Origin of the sequence: Ralstonia sp. R-29 (assembly GCF_049913345.1) — a bacterium.
Taxonomy (GTDB): Bacteria; Pseudomonadota; Gammaproteobacteria; order Burkholderiales; family Burkholderiaceae; genus Ralstonia.
Genome location: NZ_CP184378.1, coordinates 1658067 through 1675308, shown reverse-complemented (window position 1 = coordinate 1675308; position 17242 = coordinate 1658067). Strand labels below are relative to the sequence as shown.

Here is a 17242-nt window from a genome sequence, read left to right as displayed (position 1 = left end):
ACTAGCTACCAAAATCCGGGCCCCCTATTTTAAAGGGGGCACCCTGCTTGGAATAGTCATTAATTCTTTCTTGGATGTTAAGAATGCGAAATGTTTAATTTTTTTGGAAGCAGATATTAAACCTTTTAAATTCACGATTCGGGCAACCAAGTTTGTTCTTGGTCCCGTATGTCGACCGGCACCAAGGGGTTCGGTAGACTCCTGCGGCCACACATCGATGCTTTTACGCCACCGCCAGCATGGCCATGTTGCGGCCGGTGGCCAGCCGGGGCCGCATAGCTATTGACACGCGGAAAGACACCGCACCCCGACCGTGCTCGCATTCCAACGGACTAGAAATGACCGATTCCGACTGGACGTCCCAGATGCAACAGCACCCGGACAAGTTGCAGCTTCCTGGCGCAATGCTGATGAAGTACGGCCCGAGCGACTACGTCGGGGCAGCTTTCGCTTTTACCGGCACCCTGTTCTTTGATGGCGCCCATGAGAAGGCAGTTCGCGACCAAATCTGCGATTGCTTTGATGAGTATGCCGCCGTTGCCGGTGACCACCTGACCTGGCTCTGGCGGGAAGAACCGCCATCCGGCCCCGACGTGCAGCCGTATGCCGACGCGAAGCCGATGCGCAAGCTGGCGGCAGACACGCACGAGGACGACCTTTTCTCTTTCTTCTACACCGGGGGCGAAAGAAGGGAGGACGCATCCCCCCTACATGTTCCACGTGTCCGGGGAGCGCGGATGGAAAGCGCGCAAATCGAGAAGGCCACTATCAGCTCTCGTGTTCTCGCTCCCGATTCCGCCGATGGAGCAGAATCCGCTCATTCTGCTGAAGCTGTTCTACTCGTTCGCGAAACGGCTGAAGCCGTTGCACGGCTTTGCAGGTCACAGTCTGGTGATGTCGCCTGCGCGCGTTGACGAGAATGAACCGACCCAAGCCATCATGGCTGAAAAGATGATGGGCCTGGACGTGGGCGATTCGGTATTCATGTCTGGTCGGTTGCGCGGCGGCTTCAAGACAGTGAGCTGGTTGACAGCCCTGAGCACAGAACTCTTGAGCAAGGTTGGTTCCGTAGACGACCTGCGTCAGGAACTCCCGCCGAGCTGGTATGCGTTCTACGACTATGGTGGTGGTCTCGTCATCCAGGCTGGGGCGAAACCGGACATCGGCTCTGTTGAGTTGGGGCTGCCGGCCGCCTATGTATTGACGAACAACGCGCTCAAGGCCGCACGCATCCCAGCGTTTGAAACGTTCCATGGGACGTCGCACGATGGTGAACCGCGAATTGTGGGCGCAGCGGCAGATGCTTGGCTGCGCCGGTTGGATGTAGCACCGGACGAAATACTCTCGTACAAGGCCAAGCTGCTGAATGGGCCAACGCTGGGCACGGCGAATACGCTGAGCGAGTTCCGACTATGACTCCGTTGGGTTGAGCCGGGCGCGCTGGGGTACTACTTGGCGAGCCGAGGCTGACCGGGCGGGGGGAGTACACCCGCGAACGCAACCAGCGATACGTGGCAAGGAGCAAAGAGAGACTTAGTTTAGAGCATCTTCTGGCTCAAATAGAGCAACAATTTTTGCGTCCGCTACTTCTCGACCATCTGACCGCTTCAGGAGTCACCAATGCCAACTATGCTCGTTATTTTTGCGGGGATTACCGTTGGTGCGCACCCTCACTCAGAGATGTCTGTGCCCGGCTCAGGAAGAGTTGTGTGGTCAAGGTCGACGCGATGGGCAGAGCGATTCCTGCTACAGACCAACCAAGGCACGACGTAATGCCGCCAGTCACCCAGAAAGCGAAAACGCATGGCGCTGGCGCAATACGGGCAAGTCGCTCCAATCCTGGTAACAAAGATATCGTCCCGCTCGTTGACCTCCAAGAGAAGCTCTCTATGCAGGAACGGCAAGGCGAAACTCAACCTCTCTTGTCTAAGCTGGTGCAAAAATGCGAAGAGCAGCATGGATGGGAAAGCGACAACGAACGTGAACCAATAGCCGGGATACCGGAAGCTAGAGAGAAAGAAGGAGGACATGGAAGCAGCGAAGGCACATGCTCCCAGCACCCCAAAGAAGCGCTGAAGCTTCCTTGCGTTGCCAATCGGCGTGGGGCGAACGTATCGCCTCCACGCATTAAGCAAGTAGCGCCCATGCACGTCCTTGACTTGGCTACCTGCACTGAGGGCATCCACCGATGCTTTGATACGCGCGGTCTGGTCCAGCGAGAGCGCCTGCTGCTCTCGCACCTCATGAAGTATGCCTCCGCGCAGGTGAGGTGCGTAAAGTCTCTGCAACGAATCAATTCTGCCGATGTGGTCACACAAGTCTTGCCAGAAGTCGATATGAACTCGACAGAGCCCCATCTCAACGCGAGCATCGGAAATTTTTAGCACCACCTTCCGCAGCGATATATCCCGCTCCAAAGTGCTCGCTATGACGTACAGCGAAACATTGACGCCGCTCTTATCGAGCTTTACGAGCTCCGCCTGAAGCTTCTCCTCGGTAATCTTGGTGGCATCATATCGTTTGCACTGGATTGCAATGCGTTTGCCGGTCTCTCCATCCTCAACGAAAAGGTCGACGCCACCCTGGCCCTGCCCAGACCTACCGTGAATAGCCGGCACTTTGTCGCCGAATACCTCCGCGTAGATATCGGCGCACATCGTTTGGAAATCCTGGAACTGCAGCGGCTTTGGTATCTCTTGAGAGAACTGAGTCATTTTGGGTTCTCACACGGTTGAAGACAAGGCTGGCAAGACCGAGAACAAGTACGCCTATTGCCCGCGCCCCCAAGAATAGACGACCTAAAGGTCGAATTCTTGAGACCAAAACATGCTCTTGAGATGGCGTTAGCCAGTGAAGCCGGAACCGGCGATACTCATCGGATTGCACTCACCAACCAAGCGCGCAGACAATCTCCTGCGGTCGCACCCCGGCGGCGACGTCTTCAGCTATGCTTTGCATTCACCAACACGCGGAGGAAACTATGGCGACATACAAAGAGCTGCTCGCACAAAAGGAAAAATTGGAGCAACAGCTCGCCGCTGCGCACGCTGCGGAACTGGAAACGGTCATCGCGCAGACGCGCCAAATCGTCATCGAGTACGGCCTCACGGCGGAAGACCTTGGGCTGGCGACCAAGGCGAAGAAGCAGCGCAAGGGGGGGACGGTTGCGCCCAAGTACATGGACCCAAAGTCAGGCGCAACGTGGACGGGCCGTGGGCGCGCGCCGGCATGGATTGCAGGAAAAAATTTCGAGCGATTCCTGATTAAGTAAATCGATAACACTCCGCCAATTACGACGCCATACCCCCTGGCGTCGTGGTTGGTGCAGGTCAGTCAGCTATCGTAGATAGCAAACGCTCAAGGTTTTGCTCTAGCTTCTGCACCACGCTGCCAACTTGCATGCCCCACGTTTCTGAGAGAACTGGGGCAATATCCAGTGCATCCCATGGCATCAACGACACATTGTTTGCTGCTGCGAAAGGGCCATCTGTTTCAGGTAACACTCTTTCTGCCGGCATCCTGCTGAGCAATTCGCGGCCCTTGGCTCCGGCAAGCATCGCTGGCCCAACACTGAACCAGCACCCTAGCTCGATAGCTCGCTGTAGCTCTCTAACTGAACCGGAAAACCAGTGCAGAATCGGGCTGCCTGCTAAGGGATGTCCATCAAGAACGTCCAGCACTTTCGTTGTGGCGCCGCGTGAGTGCAAGCTGATGATGCGCCCGCCTTGACGCTCACACTCCGCAATGACCGCTCTGAAGATATCCTCTTGGGCGGGTAGTGACGCTCTGAATTTTGGCGAGCCATCCAATCCGACTTCGCCCACGAATCGAGTTTGCGACACATACGAGAGTAGCAAGTCGCGCTCCGCCGACTTACGTTCCACGATTTCTGGGTGAAGCCCCAACGCGACTTGGATATTTTCGTATCCGGCAAACACGCGAGAGGTCGCGACCCACGCTCGCGGGCTTGTCGTAACAACAAGTGTGAAGCGATTGCGCTTGTTGACCTCGGGTAATAGCCGCAGTGCATCCGGGTACAAGTCAAGATGGCTGTGTAGGTCCATCACACGACTCCATGCTGTCGCAACAGCTCCCCCAGTTCAGCCAGACCACGGTCGACAACGCCTTCATACCGAGACCGGTCAGTGGCATTGGCAAAACTCAGTGCACCGCCAAATAGACGTGCAACCCCTTCTTCCGCTGCACGAAGATGTGCCACTGCTGCTGCCCCAATATCGTTGGCTCCCGTCCGTCGACCACTAAGACGCAAATCATCAAAGCGGTAACGGGGCGTGGAGTCGTTGAACCCCGCTCGAATGAAGGATGCTCTCCGCACCAGGCACGGCACGCACCTCCCACAGTGGGTGTAGTTGTAGTAGCCAAAACGACCGCAACTCGTCGAGTCACCCACGAGTCGCTGTAGCAAGGGCTTGTCAGTACAGTCTTCCAGCAACTCCCCCTTGGTCTTGAATTTGTAAGGTGACAGCAGTTCGGCCTCGATACCGACCGCATTCCATATATCTTGAAGGCGAGAAAGGAATACCGGATGAGTTGTCTTGGTGCTGAAGCTGCCGAAGCGGCCAGGGGTCAGCGGCACATTCAAGCTGATGAAGCCATTCTCAGGGACGAAGATTTCGACGGTGCTTTGAGTCGCAGAGTGGACAGCGCTGCTAGCAAGCGCCGCAAACGCGAAGAACACTATCGAACGCCCTCGCGTCGAGCGCTCAGAAGGGTGAATCAACCGAATGCGATGGTTCCACTGGAAGTGGCGGTTCGTCGCGTGTAGTTCTTGTGCGAATCTGAGCTGCGTGTCACGGTCGCCCTTGGCGACCTGCGAAACAAAAAGCGGACGACGGCCTGCAATCGTCAGGTCGATTGCTCCCACGAGACTATCAACTCCCCCTGACAGAAGGGACACGCAATCGGCATCAACAGTGAGTTGGCTTGTTGATTGAGGCGGAGGTTCTCCACCAGGTAGCAATGTTATCGCCCAAAAATCCCCGGTCAGGAAACGCAGCATTTGCTCTAATGCTCCCTGCTGCGCCACCCACGGCTCAGGGTCGTGCAAACAAACATCCAACTGGATAGTTCTCGTCCATCCATCAGCACTGCCAGCTCTGAGGCAGGTTAAGTCCGCCGCCGCGACGGCCAGCGCCAGCGATACAAAGTCCCATACCTGAATAGAAGGATTGAGACCGAGGCGGGACAAGTCATCCTTCCATCCAGGCGCAATCGTACCGACATCGCCCCGTGCCGGATTTGAGTACAGCGAGAAGTAGTCGACACCGCCGGAAGTAGTGTTCGGCAACAGATGTGCGGGAGAGCAGATAACACGTGTCATTGTGTTCCCTCATAAACAGCAAAAGTGTTTCGCAGCGCCTGCTGCATTGTTGTCTCAAGCTGCCTTGGCGAGGGATTTAAGTTTGCCTGCCTCACCACGCGCATTTGGGCGGAAATCTCAGCTTTCAGATAGTCGCGCATGTCGTTCATGCGGTTGACCACTTCGCGCGGCGCCAGCCTGGAACTTTCGAAAAGTTGACCGATATCCAGTTGGAGGCGGCTGCACGCCTCATGGGCCAAGAACAGTTCCACCAGCGACCAGATATCCACGTCGCTCATACTGAGCAAGTCGACGTTTGGTTGGTTTTCCATTAGCTCGGCCATCGCTTGCGCCATGGAGTCCTTGCACGACTCCTCGTCGAGACTCCCGCCGCTTGTCGTGACCTGCTGGATTACCTCATTGATAACGTCTTGAGCCGATGGATTCCTTTCAACTAGCGAGCTGACCCACTGACTGACTCGGGCGTCTGTACCGTCGCGAGCAGCCTGCAACAACGATATGAGGCCGACTGCCGACCGTGTCGACGCACGCATTCGGGCCGCAGCGTTACGCGCTCCGCCCATCCCAGTACGTGAGTAGTGACCGATAGCGCGGCCCAGGGATTCCCTGTTCCCCGTTCTCGCGTAGTTCCCCAACAGTCTGCGCGCGTCAGCGAACCGCCGAGGTGGCGCTATCCCTTCAGCGGGGGCTACATCGGGACTACCGCCGTTGCTTTCGGCATCCTCACTTCCTTCCGCGTCTGACACATCTCCGCCTCCAACGGCAGGTGCGTCCCCCCCGAGCTGGTCCAGCCAGGGAGGGTCAAAAGAAACGCCTGCGCCAGGGCCGGAACTAGATGTTGAAGTCCCCATATTTATCGATTCCCCTGAAGTGCTTTTATTGCGTTCTTCACCGGTTGCGGTGAACTTGAATCCGACGCCCAAGCGGCCAGTAGCTCTTGCGCCCAAGGCTCATCGCGAATGTTAGGTATCAGCGGCGCCGGACGCTGAGTTGCAGGGATTTCCTGCAACAGCCCGACAAAGAGAGAACCGAGCTGAGGAAACGCCCGCGTCACGTGCAAACACTTGGTCAGTGAATCTCTGTCCCACTGCTCAGAGCGGACACGACGCATTAGCCGCGTGAGCAATCGCTCTGCTTCCGCCTCGCCCAATGCTTGTACCTGCTTAACCAAAGGCTCCAGCAAGCTTTTTGCCTCGAGTATTGCGTCGAACAGAGCTCGACCGTCCGGGGAAAGTTCATCGAACGCTGCTAGAGATATGCTTCGGTCCTTGCTCAAGTACAGGAGTGGTCGGAGGTCGGTACCTGCAAGCGGCGGCGACAACTTCAGCCAATTGCCGATGAATTTGGTATCCCAACTAGGGTCAGGTGCTTTGTAGGGCTCACCTTCAGCAAGAGCTTCCTCAATACCAGCGAAGAACTTGGGCTTCCCGTCCTCACTCTCTCCGACCGCTTTGACAAGGAACTCAAACGCTGCCGGCGACGCGCACCGTTCGAATAGCTGGAGTTTGACCAACTCTTCAAATGCGACTGTCATTCCCTGAGCTTTGGCGATAGCCTCACGAATTGTGAGGTTGTTCAAGAATCGTTTTATGAGTCTAGGATTGCCTGCAATGTTGTCAGCGGTTGTAAGCAGCGGCGCAAGCTGGTCTGCCAAGTCGATTTTTTGAGCGAAGCCATTCGCTTGACCAAATGCCTCCGATATTGTCTTCCGGGTTAGTGCACCCGCCCAAGATTTCCTGACAGCGTCCAGTATTTTTTCTTGAGCCTGTTTAACGACTTCTCCGTCAAGCTCACCTCTCCGCCGAGCCAAATCTGCGAACAGTAGGACTAGATATGCTTTGACTTCGGTGACGCCGAGTCGCGGGACGCGGAGAGGCACCTGAATCAGCTTGTCGAAATAGCTTGTAACAAGCTCATCGTTGAGATTGGCGTCTTTGAAGTGTGCTCGCACCGCGCCACGAATCATTTGTTCGTCGGCTGCAATAATAAACGCTGTCCTCGGCATGAAAAGCAGCAGGCGTATTGCTTCGAGTGTGGAAATTGCGGTGTCGGGGAGACATCGGTCCAGGTCATCAACGAAGACAATCAAAGTTACATCCAGCCCATCCAGAATCTCGTGGAATGCCTTCCTCAGGCCGGCTATTTCTCTTGGAAGAGACATCGCCTCCTTATCCTTCAACAGGTCCTTTAGGTCTGGCTGCAACTCGCTGTAGGCCTCCTTAACCTTGGCTAGGTCGTCAGCGCTCGGCGCGCCGTCGGATGTGAGCAGACCACCAACCGCTCCAATAATCGAACCAACAGGTCCGGCGATGGCCCCACCCAGAACGACGCCTTGAGCGACAGGGGCTAGCATCTTCGCGGCGCGGAGCCATTTCACGCGCTTTGCAAAGTCCATCGCTTTGTCCAGGAAAGACTTGCGTTCCTCCGCCTCCTTGACGAGCTTGTCGGAAACCGACTGCAAGAGCGCCATGCGTGCGTCGTCGTATCCTTGATATAACCACGCATTGAAGTCCAAGAAGATGTACCTCTTCTCCGCACCCGCAGTGCTCTTCAAGGAGTTCGCGACCATCCTCACCAAGGAAGACTTTCCAACACCCCAGCTCCCGGATATACCAATAGACAGAGGCTCACCTGCGGAGTCGCGAATTAGCTGCGCTGCCGTGTCCGCGACGACCGAGAAATTAAGCAAGTCTGTCGAAGTTTCTACGTCGTGCCACATGTCTATTATTCTCAACTGAAATGGTTAATTTCTCTATTTAAACAGCGCAACTAGAATACTTTGATGTCTGCATGCGCTTGAGCCAGCGCTGCCGCTGCAACATCAAATTGTTTCTGTAACGCGGTGGCACGATGCTGTTGCTCCGATTTAAATCGAGAGAGCTCCGACGGGCCAGCAGCGAGTCCCTTTTCCAACTGAATCCGAAGTGCAGCAATCTTGTTCCTCACTCCCGCGATGTCTGCCGCTGGCACCGCAGTACTCGGGTTGAATCTGAAGCCGCGCTCGCACGTCTTTCGCCAGTCAACGAGGGCTCTTGTTAGGCCCTCACCAAAGCCTTTGATGTTCTTGATGCGGCTTGCGCTGATGTCTGCGGCAGTCTCTATGCCGTGCGAGGCAAGAACCGTTTTGCGGCCAGGGCCTACTCCTGAGATGGACGCATCAGAGATGAAGAAGCGCTCGAGGTACCGTTGCTTCTGCCGCGCTTCAGCGGTGCTCTTGAGCTCCTCCATCGCGCGCTGCTCCTTGGCATCAAGAGCTTGATACTCCGTCTTGAGGCGTACCAATTCCGATTTCTTCTTCGTGAAGCCAGCCGTACCCACCTCAGAATTCCAGCGTTCGCAGAGCATGACCCACTGCTGCTGTGCAGCTCTGAGTTGCTGCTCTCTCCGAGTCCGCTCCGGAGCGGCGTTAACCTTGCCGAAGGCCGACCATGCAATCCACCCCACGAGCAAGGCAATAAAGAACAGCGCCGGCTGTGCGACGGTAAACCAGAGACCTAGGCCGAGAATGATGGTCCGAACGAAATATGCTTTGTTCCGCTGCGACTGATACCCTGCAGGTAGCGGTTGCGGCGTGGGCTTGATGTGATTCCACGACGGTGGAGCTAAGGCACCAGGAGGTGCAACAGCTTCAATCGCCGCCCAGACCTTTGCTAACTGGAAACCAGCGACCCCGGGCTGCTGGTAAGCGTGCACATCGATGAAGTACACAACGCCTTTCGACTCTAGGCTGCACCACGGGCAGGTGGATATGGCCGTGGGGAAGAGATGCATCGCCGATGCAGAGCATTTCTTCGTCGAGGCTCGCAGCGAATCGAGAGCTTGTACCCAATCGCCTGCAGTGGGCCGCCCGTTTGGCGCCGCGCCCGGTTCGGTGAAGGCTCGCTCGAACAAACTGCCAACCGAGTCAGGTACCAAAGCTAGCGTCAACGCATTTGGCGGAGCGTCGAACCCTCTGGCACGCGCAGTGCGACTATAGGCAAAGCGAAACGCTTTGATGTCCGCCTCAAGTTGGTTGCCCACGTCACTTCGAAGAGGCACACCAGAGAAAGGATGCCGGCCGCCAAATAGCAGATGAAAAATTAGGAGGGCGAGCCCAAAATTGTCGTGATTCGTAGTGCGCTGCGTCGAAGCAAATGAGGTTGTCCCCTGTAGCTCCGGCGGCGTGAAGTGCGGAACGCCGACCTCGCAGAAATGAACTGTGTTTTGGGCTCGAATCTGAAACGAATCGCAGTCGATGAGCGAGACCTTGCTGTCTGCGCCGACTACCACATTGCCTTGGTTGACGTCCCCAATCACGTGCCCCTGGGCGTGAAGGGCGGAGAATGCAGCGGCTGTGTTTCGCGCCACATAGAGCAGGAAGTCCCAGGCGGCCCTGGGAAAATCCTGCTTACGGTGGGCCGGACTGTATAGCTTGTGAATCGGTTCGCGATTCACAACCTTCGCCATCAGAAAACCGTTAATTGCGCCGTTTGGCTTTACGTGAAGAGTCTCCTGAGGCCACGCGGCATAGTTCAGGATTGACTGGTCTACTGAGCTCGCCATGTAGGCCAACTTCGATTGCCGGATGGCATTCAGGGAGCTGTGATAGACCTTGGCCACAAGTTCTGGCCGTCCTTCCACCTCGAACACGGCTCCTTCCCCGCCACGGCCAAGCTCACGCCTCAGACGGACGGCGTTCCCCTTTGCGTCGAACAGCGTCTTGTCCATCTATCGCACTACTGCCTGCTGGCAACGAGAACCAACGTTTTGTCATCATCCGTCCGCTCGTTCACCGGTTCACTATCCAGAAAAGCGCGGAGAGGTGCTTCTAGGTCAGCCACCTTTTCCTCAGGAATCTTGTCCAGGGTGGCAAAGAAAGGGGCAAAAAAAGGAGCATGCGGTTCGCCGTCTTGGAGATGCAGCGCTAACCGTTGGATGCCATCACTGAACGCGGCCGCATACTTGACGCCGGCATCCACAGCCTTGACCTCTAGGTGGTCCAGCGCGTCCATGTCTGTCACAAAGTATGTCTGGTTCGCGTACTCACCAGTCATTGGCTGGATGGGCAATTGCAACCCGACACCTGTATCAACGACGATACCGCCATCGCCGATTTGCATCAGCAGCGTACGGCTTGCGCTGGACACGAGCCCGAGAAACGTGCAGGCGTAGTCTCGGGCCGCTTTGCCTTCTGCCTCGGCCGCTGCATAGAGACGCTCACGTACGGCTATTACGCAGTTCGCGGCGAACTCGTCGTGGAGACAGTATTCCGGCTGCTGTAGCTGTTGGCAGATTGCCGACACACCATACTCAATTGCCCGCTCGGCGCCCAAGCCACCGTGCTCAGCACTGCCGGCACCGTCGGCCACAAGGACCACAAGCACGGGCGCTCCCCGAGCGTCACACTCGACGTTTGCGTAACAGCTATCTTGGCAAGGCAGTCCAGTGGCAACGTGCGAAGTGCCGGCAATGGAAGCGGAAACCGTAACCCAGTTCACACGGAAGCCCAGCCGGAAGGAGAGTCAAGTTTGACTTCTGTGCCCGGCGTCGATTGAGAAACCGAGCGCATGGAGCTGGATAGCCAGGTGAACAGCTCACGGAACTTCAGACCTTGCAGCGACAACGGCTCTCGCACACTGATTTGGCGGAGGACATCCATATTCGCGCCTTTCACGCCGACAGCGAAGAACGCAAAATTCTTGGAAGCCTCCCCCTCGCGGACCATGGCGGCTGCGGATTGCCACTCATCGGTCGGCTCACCATCGGTAATCAGCCAAATCCAGGGGCGATAGTAGGCAATCCCGTTGCGCCGGTACTCAGCTTTCCGGTCATTCACCATAGCGATGCCCTGGCGGATAGCCTCACCCATCGGCGTGTCGCCTTGCGACGTAAGGGTTGGAGGGTAAAACGAGGCCGCAGTTTGGAAATGGGCCTCCGTCCGGACGGGGCCGAAAGTGATGATGCCGACTTCCACACGCTTCATCGCCAGCGAGTCAGCCGCCAACTCGTCCTTGAAGGTGGTGAGGCCCGCGTTGAGTTCAGCGATGGCGGAGCCCGCCATGGAACCTGAAACGTCGAGTAGCAGCATGCACGGGCAGCGCGGCTCAGGGTTATCTACAAAACTATCGGTACCAAACGAAATCTGTTCTGACATGAGCTTGTCCTATCCAATGTTGGGCGCTGAGCTTGCAGTGCCTAGAAGGTAATGAAGGTCTCGTAATCGACTAGCTTGCGAGGAAGCCAACCAGTACGAGGACAACGGATAGCCCGTACAGGATTGGCACTGCCGTTGGCACTGTACGGTTCTCTTTGTAGCCGGTCTTGTAGCGCCGGTCGCGCTTCGGTGTTAGGAGGCGGGCGACACCAAAGCACAGGGCACCAAACAAAATCAGTGCTCCCAAGGGGCTCGATGGCTTTTTCGGCGTAGCGTCAGGCGTGGTGGCTGGCGGGATATCCGCCTGGGGGGGAGGCCGCGCCTCTATGCGTTTCTCGGCCTCAGAGCTGCCTGGAGTGGCGTAGATGGACCCACGTGCGTTCTGCTCTGGTGCACCGGGTGGCCCAGAGTTCGATACGCTGCTGGCTCTGGGGAAGCCTTGTCGTCCAGCGAGCTCGCTGGAAGGGGACGCCGCGCCACTATCAGTGGACTGATGAACGATGGGCCTTGACTTCAATCGCGCGGAGGATTGTTGCCACTCCGCAAACAGGATATCGAGACAGGATACAGAGTCACAACTGTCACGCTTTTCCCGCCATACGGCCACGTCCGACTCAGAAATGCTCCCCGCCTGCAAGAGGCTCTGTTGGTCAGCATATATGCGCTCGTAGCCCATGGAGAGCATCGCATAGTCGCAGATTAAGCGGACCACAGGCGGACGGGCGTCATTTTGCGTTTCACATTCAGGCCCAGTTGCTGTAGGTGAATCACAGCGAGCGGGCAGCGAGCGAGAGGAGGTTTCGCAAACGATGTCCGAAGCCCATGCACCAGACATGGTTGCGAACCCGACGACAAGAATGCTGACTATTCGGCAGAGACCCCGGTACATATTGTTTTTCTTGCAGAAGACTATCGCGCAGACATTTACACAACTCCCCACGATAGTCTATGAAGAAACCCGGATTCTGCCTGCCCCTCAAAAGTAGTAGATAATCACCAACCCCGGCCATCCAATTCAGAAATTCCAAAATCAGATATTAGGATTTTATAATTCTATGTGGAGTGAGGGCAGATGTCTTCGCTCTCCAAAGTTCATTGCCTTTTCTGGCATCCCACGCCGAATCCACGCCTCCTCACACTGGACGAGGATGTACGCCAGCGCGATATATGCGGACACAGCGACTCACGCCAGTTGGAACACTGGCGAGCATGATGACGCGCTTGATTCGGAGACAAGCTCAATGAGTGCAGGCCGCCGTTGGTCGTCCGCCTGCACGGGCATGCCCGAACGCCTGGAGAAGCGCGCGCCCTTGAGCAGTTACTTGGGCATAGACGTGGTCCAACCCTTGACGCTCGAGCGTCACCAGCTTGTGTTCAATCAGCGCCTCCACGTCAGCACTGTCCAACTCCTGCGGTTCGACGCTGTCGTTGACCAATAGCAGCACAGCAAATTCATGAGGACTCAGCACAGTTCTCTCCGGCGTGTCGGGTTTTCGATATCACGAGGGGGATTACACGTGGTGGGATGCCTTGCGTACTGACCTCACAACCACGGCGAGAGAGCGTACGGGTCAGTATCGGTTCGTGCTTTCAAGCCGAGGAAGCATAGGTATGTGCAATGCACCATTCAAGGCCATTCCGCGTTGAATTTGACCTCATCCTGCGACACACGTTTGCGATGTGCTGTTGCCTTGGCAGCTGCACCGATGTTGGCATTTCTGATGCGTTACCGCCGGCATCCGCGACGTTTGGCGAACGCCAGAAGACGCGCCCTTCGGAGCGACGTGCAACTACAATTGTGCAAGCGCAGCACAAAGTCGAACGGCGCTAGCAGATTGGAATGGGGGCAGGATGGTAGCGGCAACAGTACGCGCCGGCACGCGGGAAGAAGCACTGCGATTGCTGAAGGCGCATGGCATTGAGGCTATCGAGCTGGACTACGAGACAGGCTGGCAAGACGCTGTCGAGCTGGGCCGGCTCGGTCAAAAAGCCGGCGTTCGCGTGGAGTTTCGGGGCCACGAGAGCATCGCAGTTCAGTCGCTCGCCGCATTGATTGCAGGTCTAGCGCGACCAAAAACAACGTTTCGACAGCGCAACCTTTACTGCAAATTTGACCTGAATAGATTGCCCACGGGCGAGCTGGAGCGGCTCGATGCAATAGCGGCAAGAATTGGAGATTACATTCTCGGCGGCCACCTACTACGAGAGACCGATGCTGCTTGGGTTGAGTAGCGGCCCACATCCTGTCGATGCAGCCGCTCGCAATCCGAACGGAGCAGCGCTCCCTGTGACGGCCGACCAAACAATCAAAGCTGGTATGCTGCCCGCTAGGACAATCAGGTAGGAGGGCGTCATGGTTGCGAAAAAGGTCTCGAAGAAGCGGTACCTAAAAGTCCTGAACAAACGTAAGGCGTCAATTATTGACGCCCTGGCGTCGCGCTGAGGGTTCACAGATGCTACGTGTCCATGTTGATGAACGTGGACAGGTGCACACATGGACGAAAGGGAAGAGAGTTTGCAGGATCGCCTCGTCATCGGCCGCAAGCGAGATGGCCGGCGGCAGTATGACGAGGTGGCTAAAGAGGAACTGATACAAGCCTGCTTAAAGCCAGGAGCTTCTATCGCCCGCACGGCAATGAAGTATGGCGTCAATCCGAATCTCGTGAGGACATGGATAGCAGCACACCAGCGCAAGCATCGCTGCACTACGGCGGTTGTCGACGAGCAGGAAGGCGGCGCCGACACCATTGAGTTGCCGCCCTCACGAGATGCATTTGTTCCCGTTGTCGCCGAGCCGGCATCGCTGGCAGGCCGACCGCCCAGCGTCGGCATGGCAATCGCCTTGCACGTGCGTTTGCCCAATGGAGTCGAGTTCGAATTAGGCGAAGCCAATCTCGATGAACTGGCCACGATCGTCCAGATGCTGGGGAGGCTGCCGTGTTCCGGTTCGACGACGGCCTGAAGGTCTTCCTGCATCGCGAGCCCGTCGACTTCCGGCTTGGCATCAACGGCCTGTCGATCCTGGTCGAGCAGGCGATGGCGCTCAATCCGATGGCCCAAGCCTTGTACGTGTTCGGCAATCGCCGGCGCGACCGCATCAAGATTCTCGGCTGGGGCGGCAACGGCTTCTGGATGTTGCTCAAACGATTGGAGGCCGACCGGTTCATCTGGCCCGACACGTCCGACATCGTCAAACTGAGCGTCGAGCAACTGCACTGGTTGCTCGACGGCATCGATATCGCCGTGGTCAAGAAGCATCCGCAGCGTTTCTACGCACGCGCAAGCTGAACCGCACCTGGGTATGTCGGTCCAAGCCGACATGCCCATCAACGTCACGATCGCCGCCGAGGAACTCCAGGAACTGCTGGCTGCGCGCGAGGCGCTTGGCCAGCTCCAGCGGGATCACGATGTGCTGCGTGGCGAGCTGCGCTTGGCAAAGGCCGAACGCGATCTGGCCGAGGAACGGTTGCGTGCCTATCGCCGCGAACTGTTCGGCGCGACCAGCGAGGCCCGCGATGCAGGCCAGCTCGGTCTGTTCAACGAAGCCGAAGCACTGACGGCCAGCGCGCAACCCGCACAGGAGGATGTCCCCGGCACGAAGGTCGCCGCGCACACGCGCAAGAAGCGCGGGCGCAAGCCGCTTGATCCCAATCTGCCTCGCGAAGTGGTGCGTCACGATCTGCCCGAGGCCGAGCGTTTCTGCGTCAACGATGGTCATGCGCTGGTCGAGATCGGCGTCGAAACCAGCGAGCAACTGGACGTGATTCCAGAACAGGTCCGCGTCATCCAGCACCAGCGCGTCAAGTACGCCTGCCCGTGTTGCGACCTGGGAATCAAGGTCACGCCGGCGCCGGCACGCATCATCCCTCGTGGGCTGTTCACCGAGTCAGCGCTGGCGTGGATCGCTACGGGCAAGTACCAGTTCGGCATGCCGCTGTACCGTCAGGCCGGCTTGCTGCGCCGCTTCGGCGGCGACATCTCGGCCAACACGATCGCCGCCAGCATGGTCCGCGTGGGCTTGGCGGTGCAGCCCGTGATCAACCTGCTGCGCGATACGCTGTTCGAGTCGGATCTGATCCATGGCGACGAGACGACATTCCAGGTCCTTAAGGAGCCAGGGCGCCGAGCGCAAGCCAAGAGCTATATCTGGGCGCAGATGAACGGATCGGGACCACCCGTGCGGCTGTTCAGTTACGCGCCGGGGCGCGGCGCTGCGCACGCCCGCGCGATCTACGCCGGAATCCGGCCGGGCACGGCATTGATCACCGACGGCTATGAACTCTACAACGGCCTGGCCGTCGACAACCAGCTCGTCCACTTGGGCTGCTGGGCTCACGCGCGCCGTGGCTTCATCAAGGCCGAGGAGGCGGTGCCGAAAGCCGCGCGCACGCCGCAGTTGACGGCTACGCGCTTCGTCAAGCTCATCGGTAGGTTGTTCGCTGCGGAATCGCGTTCGGCAGACTGGCCGGCGGCGCGCAGACAACGGCTGCGCCAGCGCTACAGCGCCCACGTCCTGCAGGCCATCGCAGCGTTGCTGCGCGAGCAGATGCCGGCCGTAGTGCCTGGCAGCTTGCTGGGCAAAGCCATGCAGTATCTCCACGGCCAGTGGCACAAGCTCGCCCGCTACGTCGAGGACGGTACATGGCCGATCTCCAACAATCCCTGCGAGAACGCGATCCGTCCGTTCGTGCTCGGAAGAAAGGGCTGGCTGTTTGCGACCACCGTGGCCGGCGCCAACGCAAGCGCCAATCTCTACTCGCTGGTCGAAACCTGTAAGGCCAACAGCCTCGATCCGTACCAGTATCTCGTCTGGCTGTTCAGGAAACTCCCGCTGGCGACAACCGTCGATGACTACGCCGCGCTCTTGCCGTGGGCCATGGCTGCGACACGCTGAGAGGCGTCGTTTAAAGACTGCTTACGAACAAACGCCTGAGCTCCGAGCCAGGCGCCTCGGTAGGTGCCTCGTTTGTCTTCTACCCCCCGGGTGCTAGTGCGAAACATGCCACCGGTATCTCTGCCAGTGAGCAGAGCAACGAGCGTGAACTGGAAATTATGGCGGCCATCCAGCGCAAGGCGGCTGGAGAGTTCATTGTCTCCGACGCAAAGGCGGCGTAAACAAAGGCTCAGCGCTGGTCCGACATCTTCTTGAGCTTCACCAGGGTCTTCTTGGCGGCAAGAAGCACGACAAACGTTTCCACTGTTGCACCAGCGGACAACGTCTGCAATGTCTCGCGAAAAACCGGTGTCACTATGTCGGGCGGCAGGCCCAGCCTGTCAGCGATGTCACACACATACGCGTAGTGCTCGTCACGAAGTTCCGGTTCGGTCACGGTATGGTGGCGTACGCCACGGGTTTAGTGGTTCGGAATTTCAATGATAGTCTCACGCCGCGACGCGGATGGCGGAAAGGTCATCATGGCGTTCTCCGGCAAAAGTCATAGCGGGTCCCGTCATGTCTCCGACTGGCCTTCCGTGCCCCAGTACTGCCAATCACCGACTTCGGCTCCGTGGTCATAGTTGCCTCGTGCGGCAAGTTGCCCATTCGGATGAAAGTCCTTCCAAAGGCCGTGCTCAACACCATGCTCGTACGTGCCTTCGGAAGCAACAGTGCCGTCCTCTTGGTACGAGACAAATAGACCGTGCCTGACCCAACGACTACCGTCTGCGGCAAGGTACCTGGCGTATCGATACCTAAGCGCGCCGCTCTCATAGAAGATTTCTGCAATCTCAAGGTCGGCCATTTTTCCTACTCGCGTTCATACACGCAC

General features: G+C 57.6%; 17 protein-coding genes and 1 pseudogene. 7 read left to right on the top strand and 11 right to left on the bottom strand.

What is annotated here, in order from left to right; translation table 11 throughout:
* Positions 1-239: 239 nt before the first annotated feature.
* Positions 240-1416, top strand: a pseudogene (locus ACN9M1_RS24745) (type VI immunity family protein).
* Positions 1417-1670: 254 nt separating this feature from the next.
* On the opposite strand, the gene ACN9M1_RS24740 reads toward ACN9M1_RS24745, so the two are convergent.
* On the bottom strand, positions 1671-2714 hold the full coding sequence (locus tag ACN9M1_RS24740; RefSeq protein ID WP_426399501.1) for a restriction endonuclease: 1044 nt from the start codon (positions 2712-2714) through the stop codon (positions 1671-1673).
* 266 nt (positions 2715-2980) lie between these two features.
* Between ACN9M1_RS24740 and ACN9M1_RS24735 the strand changes: the two genes are divergently transcribed.
* Positions 2981-3271 carry an H-NS family nucleoid-associated regulatory protein gene (locus ACN9M1_RS24735; protein ID WP_426399500.1) on the top strand — a complete coding sequence of 97 codons (291 nt, stop codon included), beginning with the start codon at positions 2981-2983 and terminating at the stop codon, positions 3269-3271.
* Positions 3272-3329: 58 nt separating this feature from the next.
* Here ACN9M1_RS24735 and qatD read toward each other — a convergent pair whose 3' ends face one another.
* The 8 genes from qatD to ACN9M1_RS24695 all read right to left on the bottom strand — a co-directional run bounded on the left by qatD (position 3330) and on the right by ACN9M1_RS24695 (position 12943).
* Positions 3330-4064 (bottom strand): Qat anti-phage system TatD family nuclease QatD, encoded by a 735-nt coding sequence (gene qatD, locus ACN9M1_RS24730; RefSeq protein ID WP_426399499.1) that lies wholly within the window; start codon positions 4062-4064, stop codon positions 3330-3332.
* Positions 4064-5341 carry a Qat anti-phage system QueC-like protein QatC gene (qatC, locus tag ACN9M1_RS24725; protein WP_426399498.1) on the bottom strand — a complete coding sequence of 426 codons (1278 nt, stop codon included), beginning with the start codon at positions 5339-5341 and terminating at the stop codon, positions 4064-4066. Before qatC ends, qatD begins: the two co-directional genes overlap by 1 nt.
* Positions 5338-5874 (bottom strand): Qat anti-phage system associated protein QatB, encoded by a 537-nt coding sequence (gene qatB, locus ACN9M1_RS24720; RefSeq protein ID WP_426399497.1) that lies wholly within the window; start codon positions 5872-5874, stop codon positions 5338-5340. Before qatB ends, qatC begins: the two co-directional genes overlap by 4 nt.
* A gap of 320 nt (positions 5875-6194) precedes the next feature.
* Positions 6195-8060, bottom strand: coding sequence for a KAP family P-loop NTPase fold protein (locus tag ACN9M1_RS24715; protein WP_426399496.1), 1866 nt, complete (start codon positions 8058-8060; stop codon positions 6195-6197).
* Between the two features lie 50 nt (positions 8061-8110).
* The gene (locus ACN9M1_RS24710; RefSeq protein ID WP_426399495.1) at positions 8111-10048 is read right to left on the bottom strand and encodes a helix-hairpin-helix domain-containing protein; all 1938 of its coding nucleotides are present in this window, start codon (positions 10046-10048) and stop codon (positions 8111-8113) included.
* Positions 10049-10056: 8 nt separating this feature from the next.
* A complete protein-coding gene (locus tag ACN9M1_RS24705) occupies positions 10057-10818 on the bottom strand; it encodes a PP2C family serine/threonine-protein phosphatase (RefSeq protein ID WP_426399494.1) in 762 nt (253 codons plus the stop codon).
* Positions 10815-11474: a vWA domain-containing protein gene (locus tag ACN9M1_RS24700; RefSeq protein WP_426399493.1), complete on the bottom strand. Its 660-nt coding sequence runs from the start codon at positions 11472-11474 to the stop codon at positions 10815-10817. Before ACN9M1_RS24700 ends, ACN9M1_RS24705 begins: the two co-directional genes overlap by 4 nt.
* A gap of 1238 nt (positions 11475-12712) precedes the next feature.
* Entirely contained in the window at positions 12713-12943 is a 231-nt protein-coding gene (locus ACN9M1_RS24695) for a hypothetical protein (RefSeq protein WP_426399492.1), read from the bottom strand.
* Positions 12944-13325: 382 nt separating this feature from the next.
* Between ACN9M1_RS24695 and ACN9M1_RS24690 the strand changes: the two genes are divergently transcribed.
* The 5 genes from ACN9M1_RS24690 to ACN9M1_RS24670 all read left to right on the top strand — a co-directional run bounded on the left by ACN9M1_RS24690 (position 13326) and on the right by ACN9M1_RS24670 (position 16589).
* The gene (locus ACN9M1_RS24690; RefSeq protein WP_426399491.1) at positions 13326-13706 is read left to right on the top strand and encodes a PHA-granule associated protein 4; all 381 of its coding nucleotides are present in this window, start codon (positions 13326-13328) and stop codon (positions 13704-13706) included.
* A 262-nt stretch (positions 13707-13968) separates the two neighbouring features.
* A complete protein-coding gene (tnpA, locus tag ACN9M1_RS24685) occupies positions 13969-14436 on the top strand; it encodes an IS66-like element accessory protein TnpA (RefSeq protein ID WP_426396463.1) in 468 nt (155 codons plus the stop codon).
* Positions 14412-14762 carry an IS66 family insertion sequence element accessory protein TnpB gene (tnpB, locus tag ACN9M1_RS24680; protein WP_426396465.1) on the top strand — a complete coding sequence of 117 codons (351 nt, stop codon included), beginning with the start codon at positions 14412-14414 and terminating at the stop codon, positions 14760-14762. The genes tnpA and tnpB overlap by 25 nt, the downstream gene beginning before the upstream one ends.
* A gap of 31 nt (positions 14763-14793) precedes the next feature.
* The gene (gene tnpC, locus ACN9M1_RS24675) at positions 14794-16368 is read left to right on the top strand and encodes an IS66 family transposase (RefSeq protein WP_426398811.1); all 1575 of its coding nucleotides are present in this window, start codon (positions 14794-14796) and stop codon (positions 16366-16368) included.
* Between the two features lie 17 nt (positions 16369-16385).
* Positions 16386-16589, top strand: coding sequence for a hypothetical protein (locus tag ACN9M1_RS24670; RefSeq protein WP_426400728.1), 204 nt, complete (start codon positions 16386-16388; stop codon positions 16587-16589).
* An 8-nt stretch (positions 16590-16597) separates the two neighbouring features.
* Here ACN9M1_RS24670 and ACN9M1_RS24665 read toward each other — a convergent pair whose 3' ends face one another.
* Both ACN9M1_RS24665 and ACN9M1_RS24660 read right to left on the bottom strand, forming a co-directional pair.
* Positions 16598-16804, bottom strand: a complete 207-nt coding sequence (locus ACN9M1_RS24665) for a hypothetical protein (RefSeq protein ID WP_426399490.1) — start codon at positions 16802-16804, stop codon at positions 16598-16600.
* 120 nt (positions 16805-16924) lie between these two features.
* Positions 16925-17215 (bottom strand): toxin-antitoxin system YwqK family antitoxin, encoded by a 291-nt coding sequence (locus ACN9M1_RS24660; protein WP_426399489.1) that lies wholly within the window; start codon positions 17213-17215, stop codon positions 16925-16927.
* Positions 17216-17242: the final 27 nt, after the last annotated feature.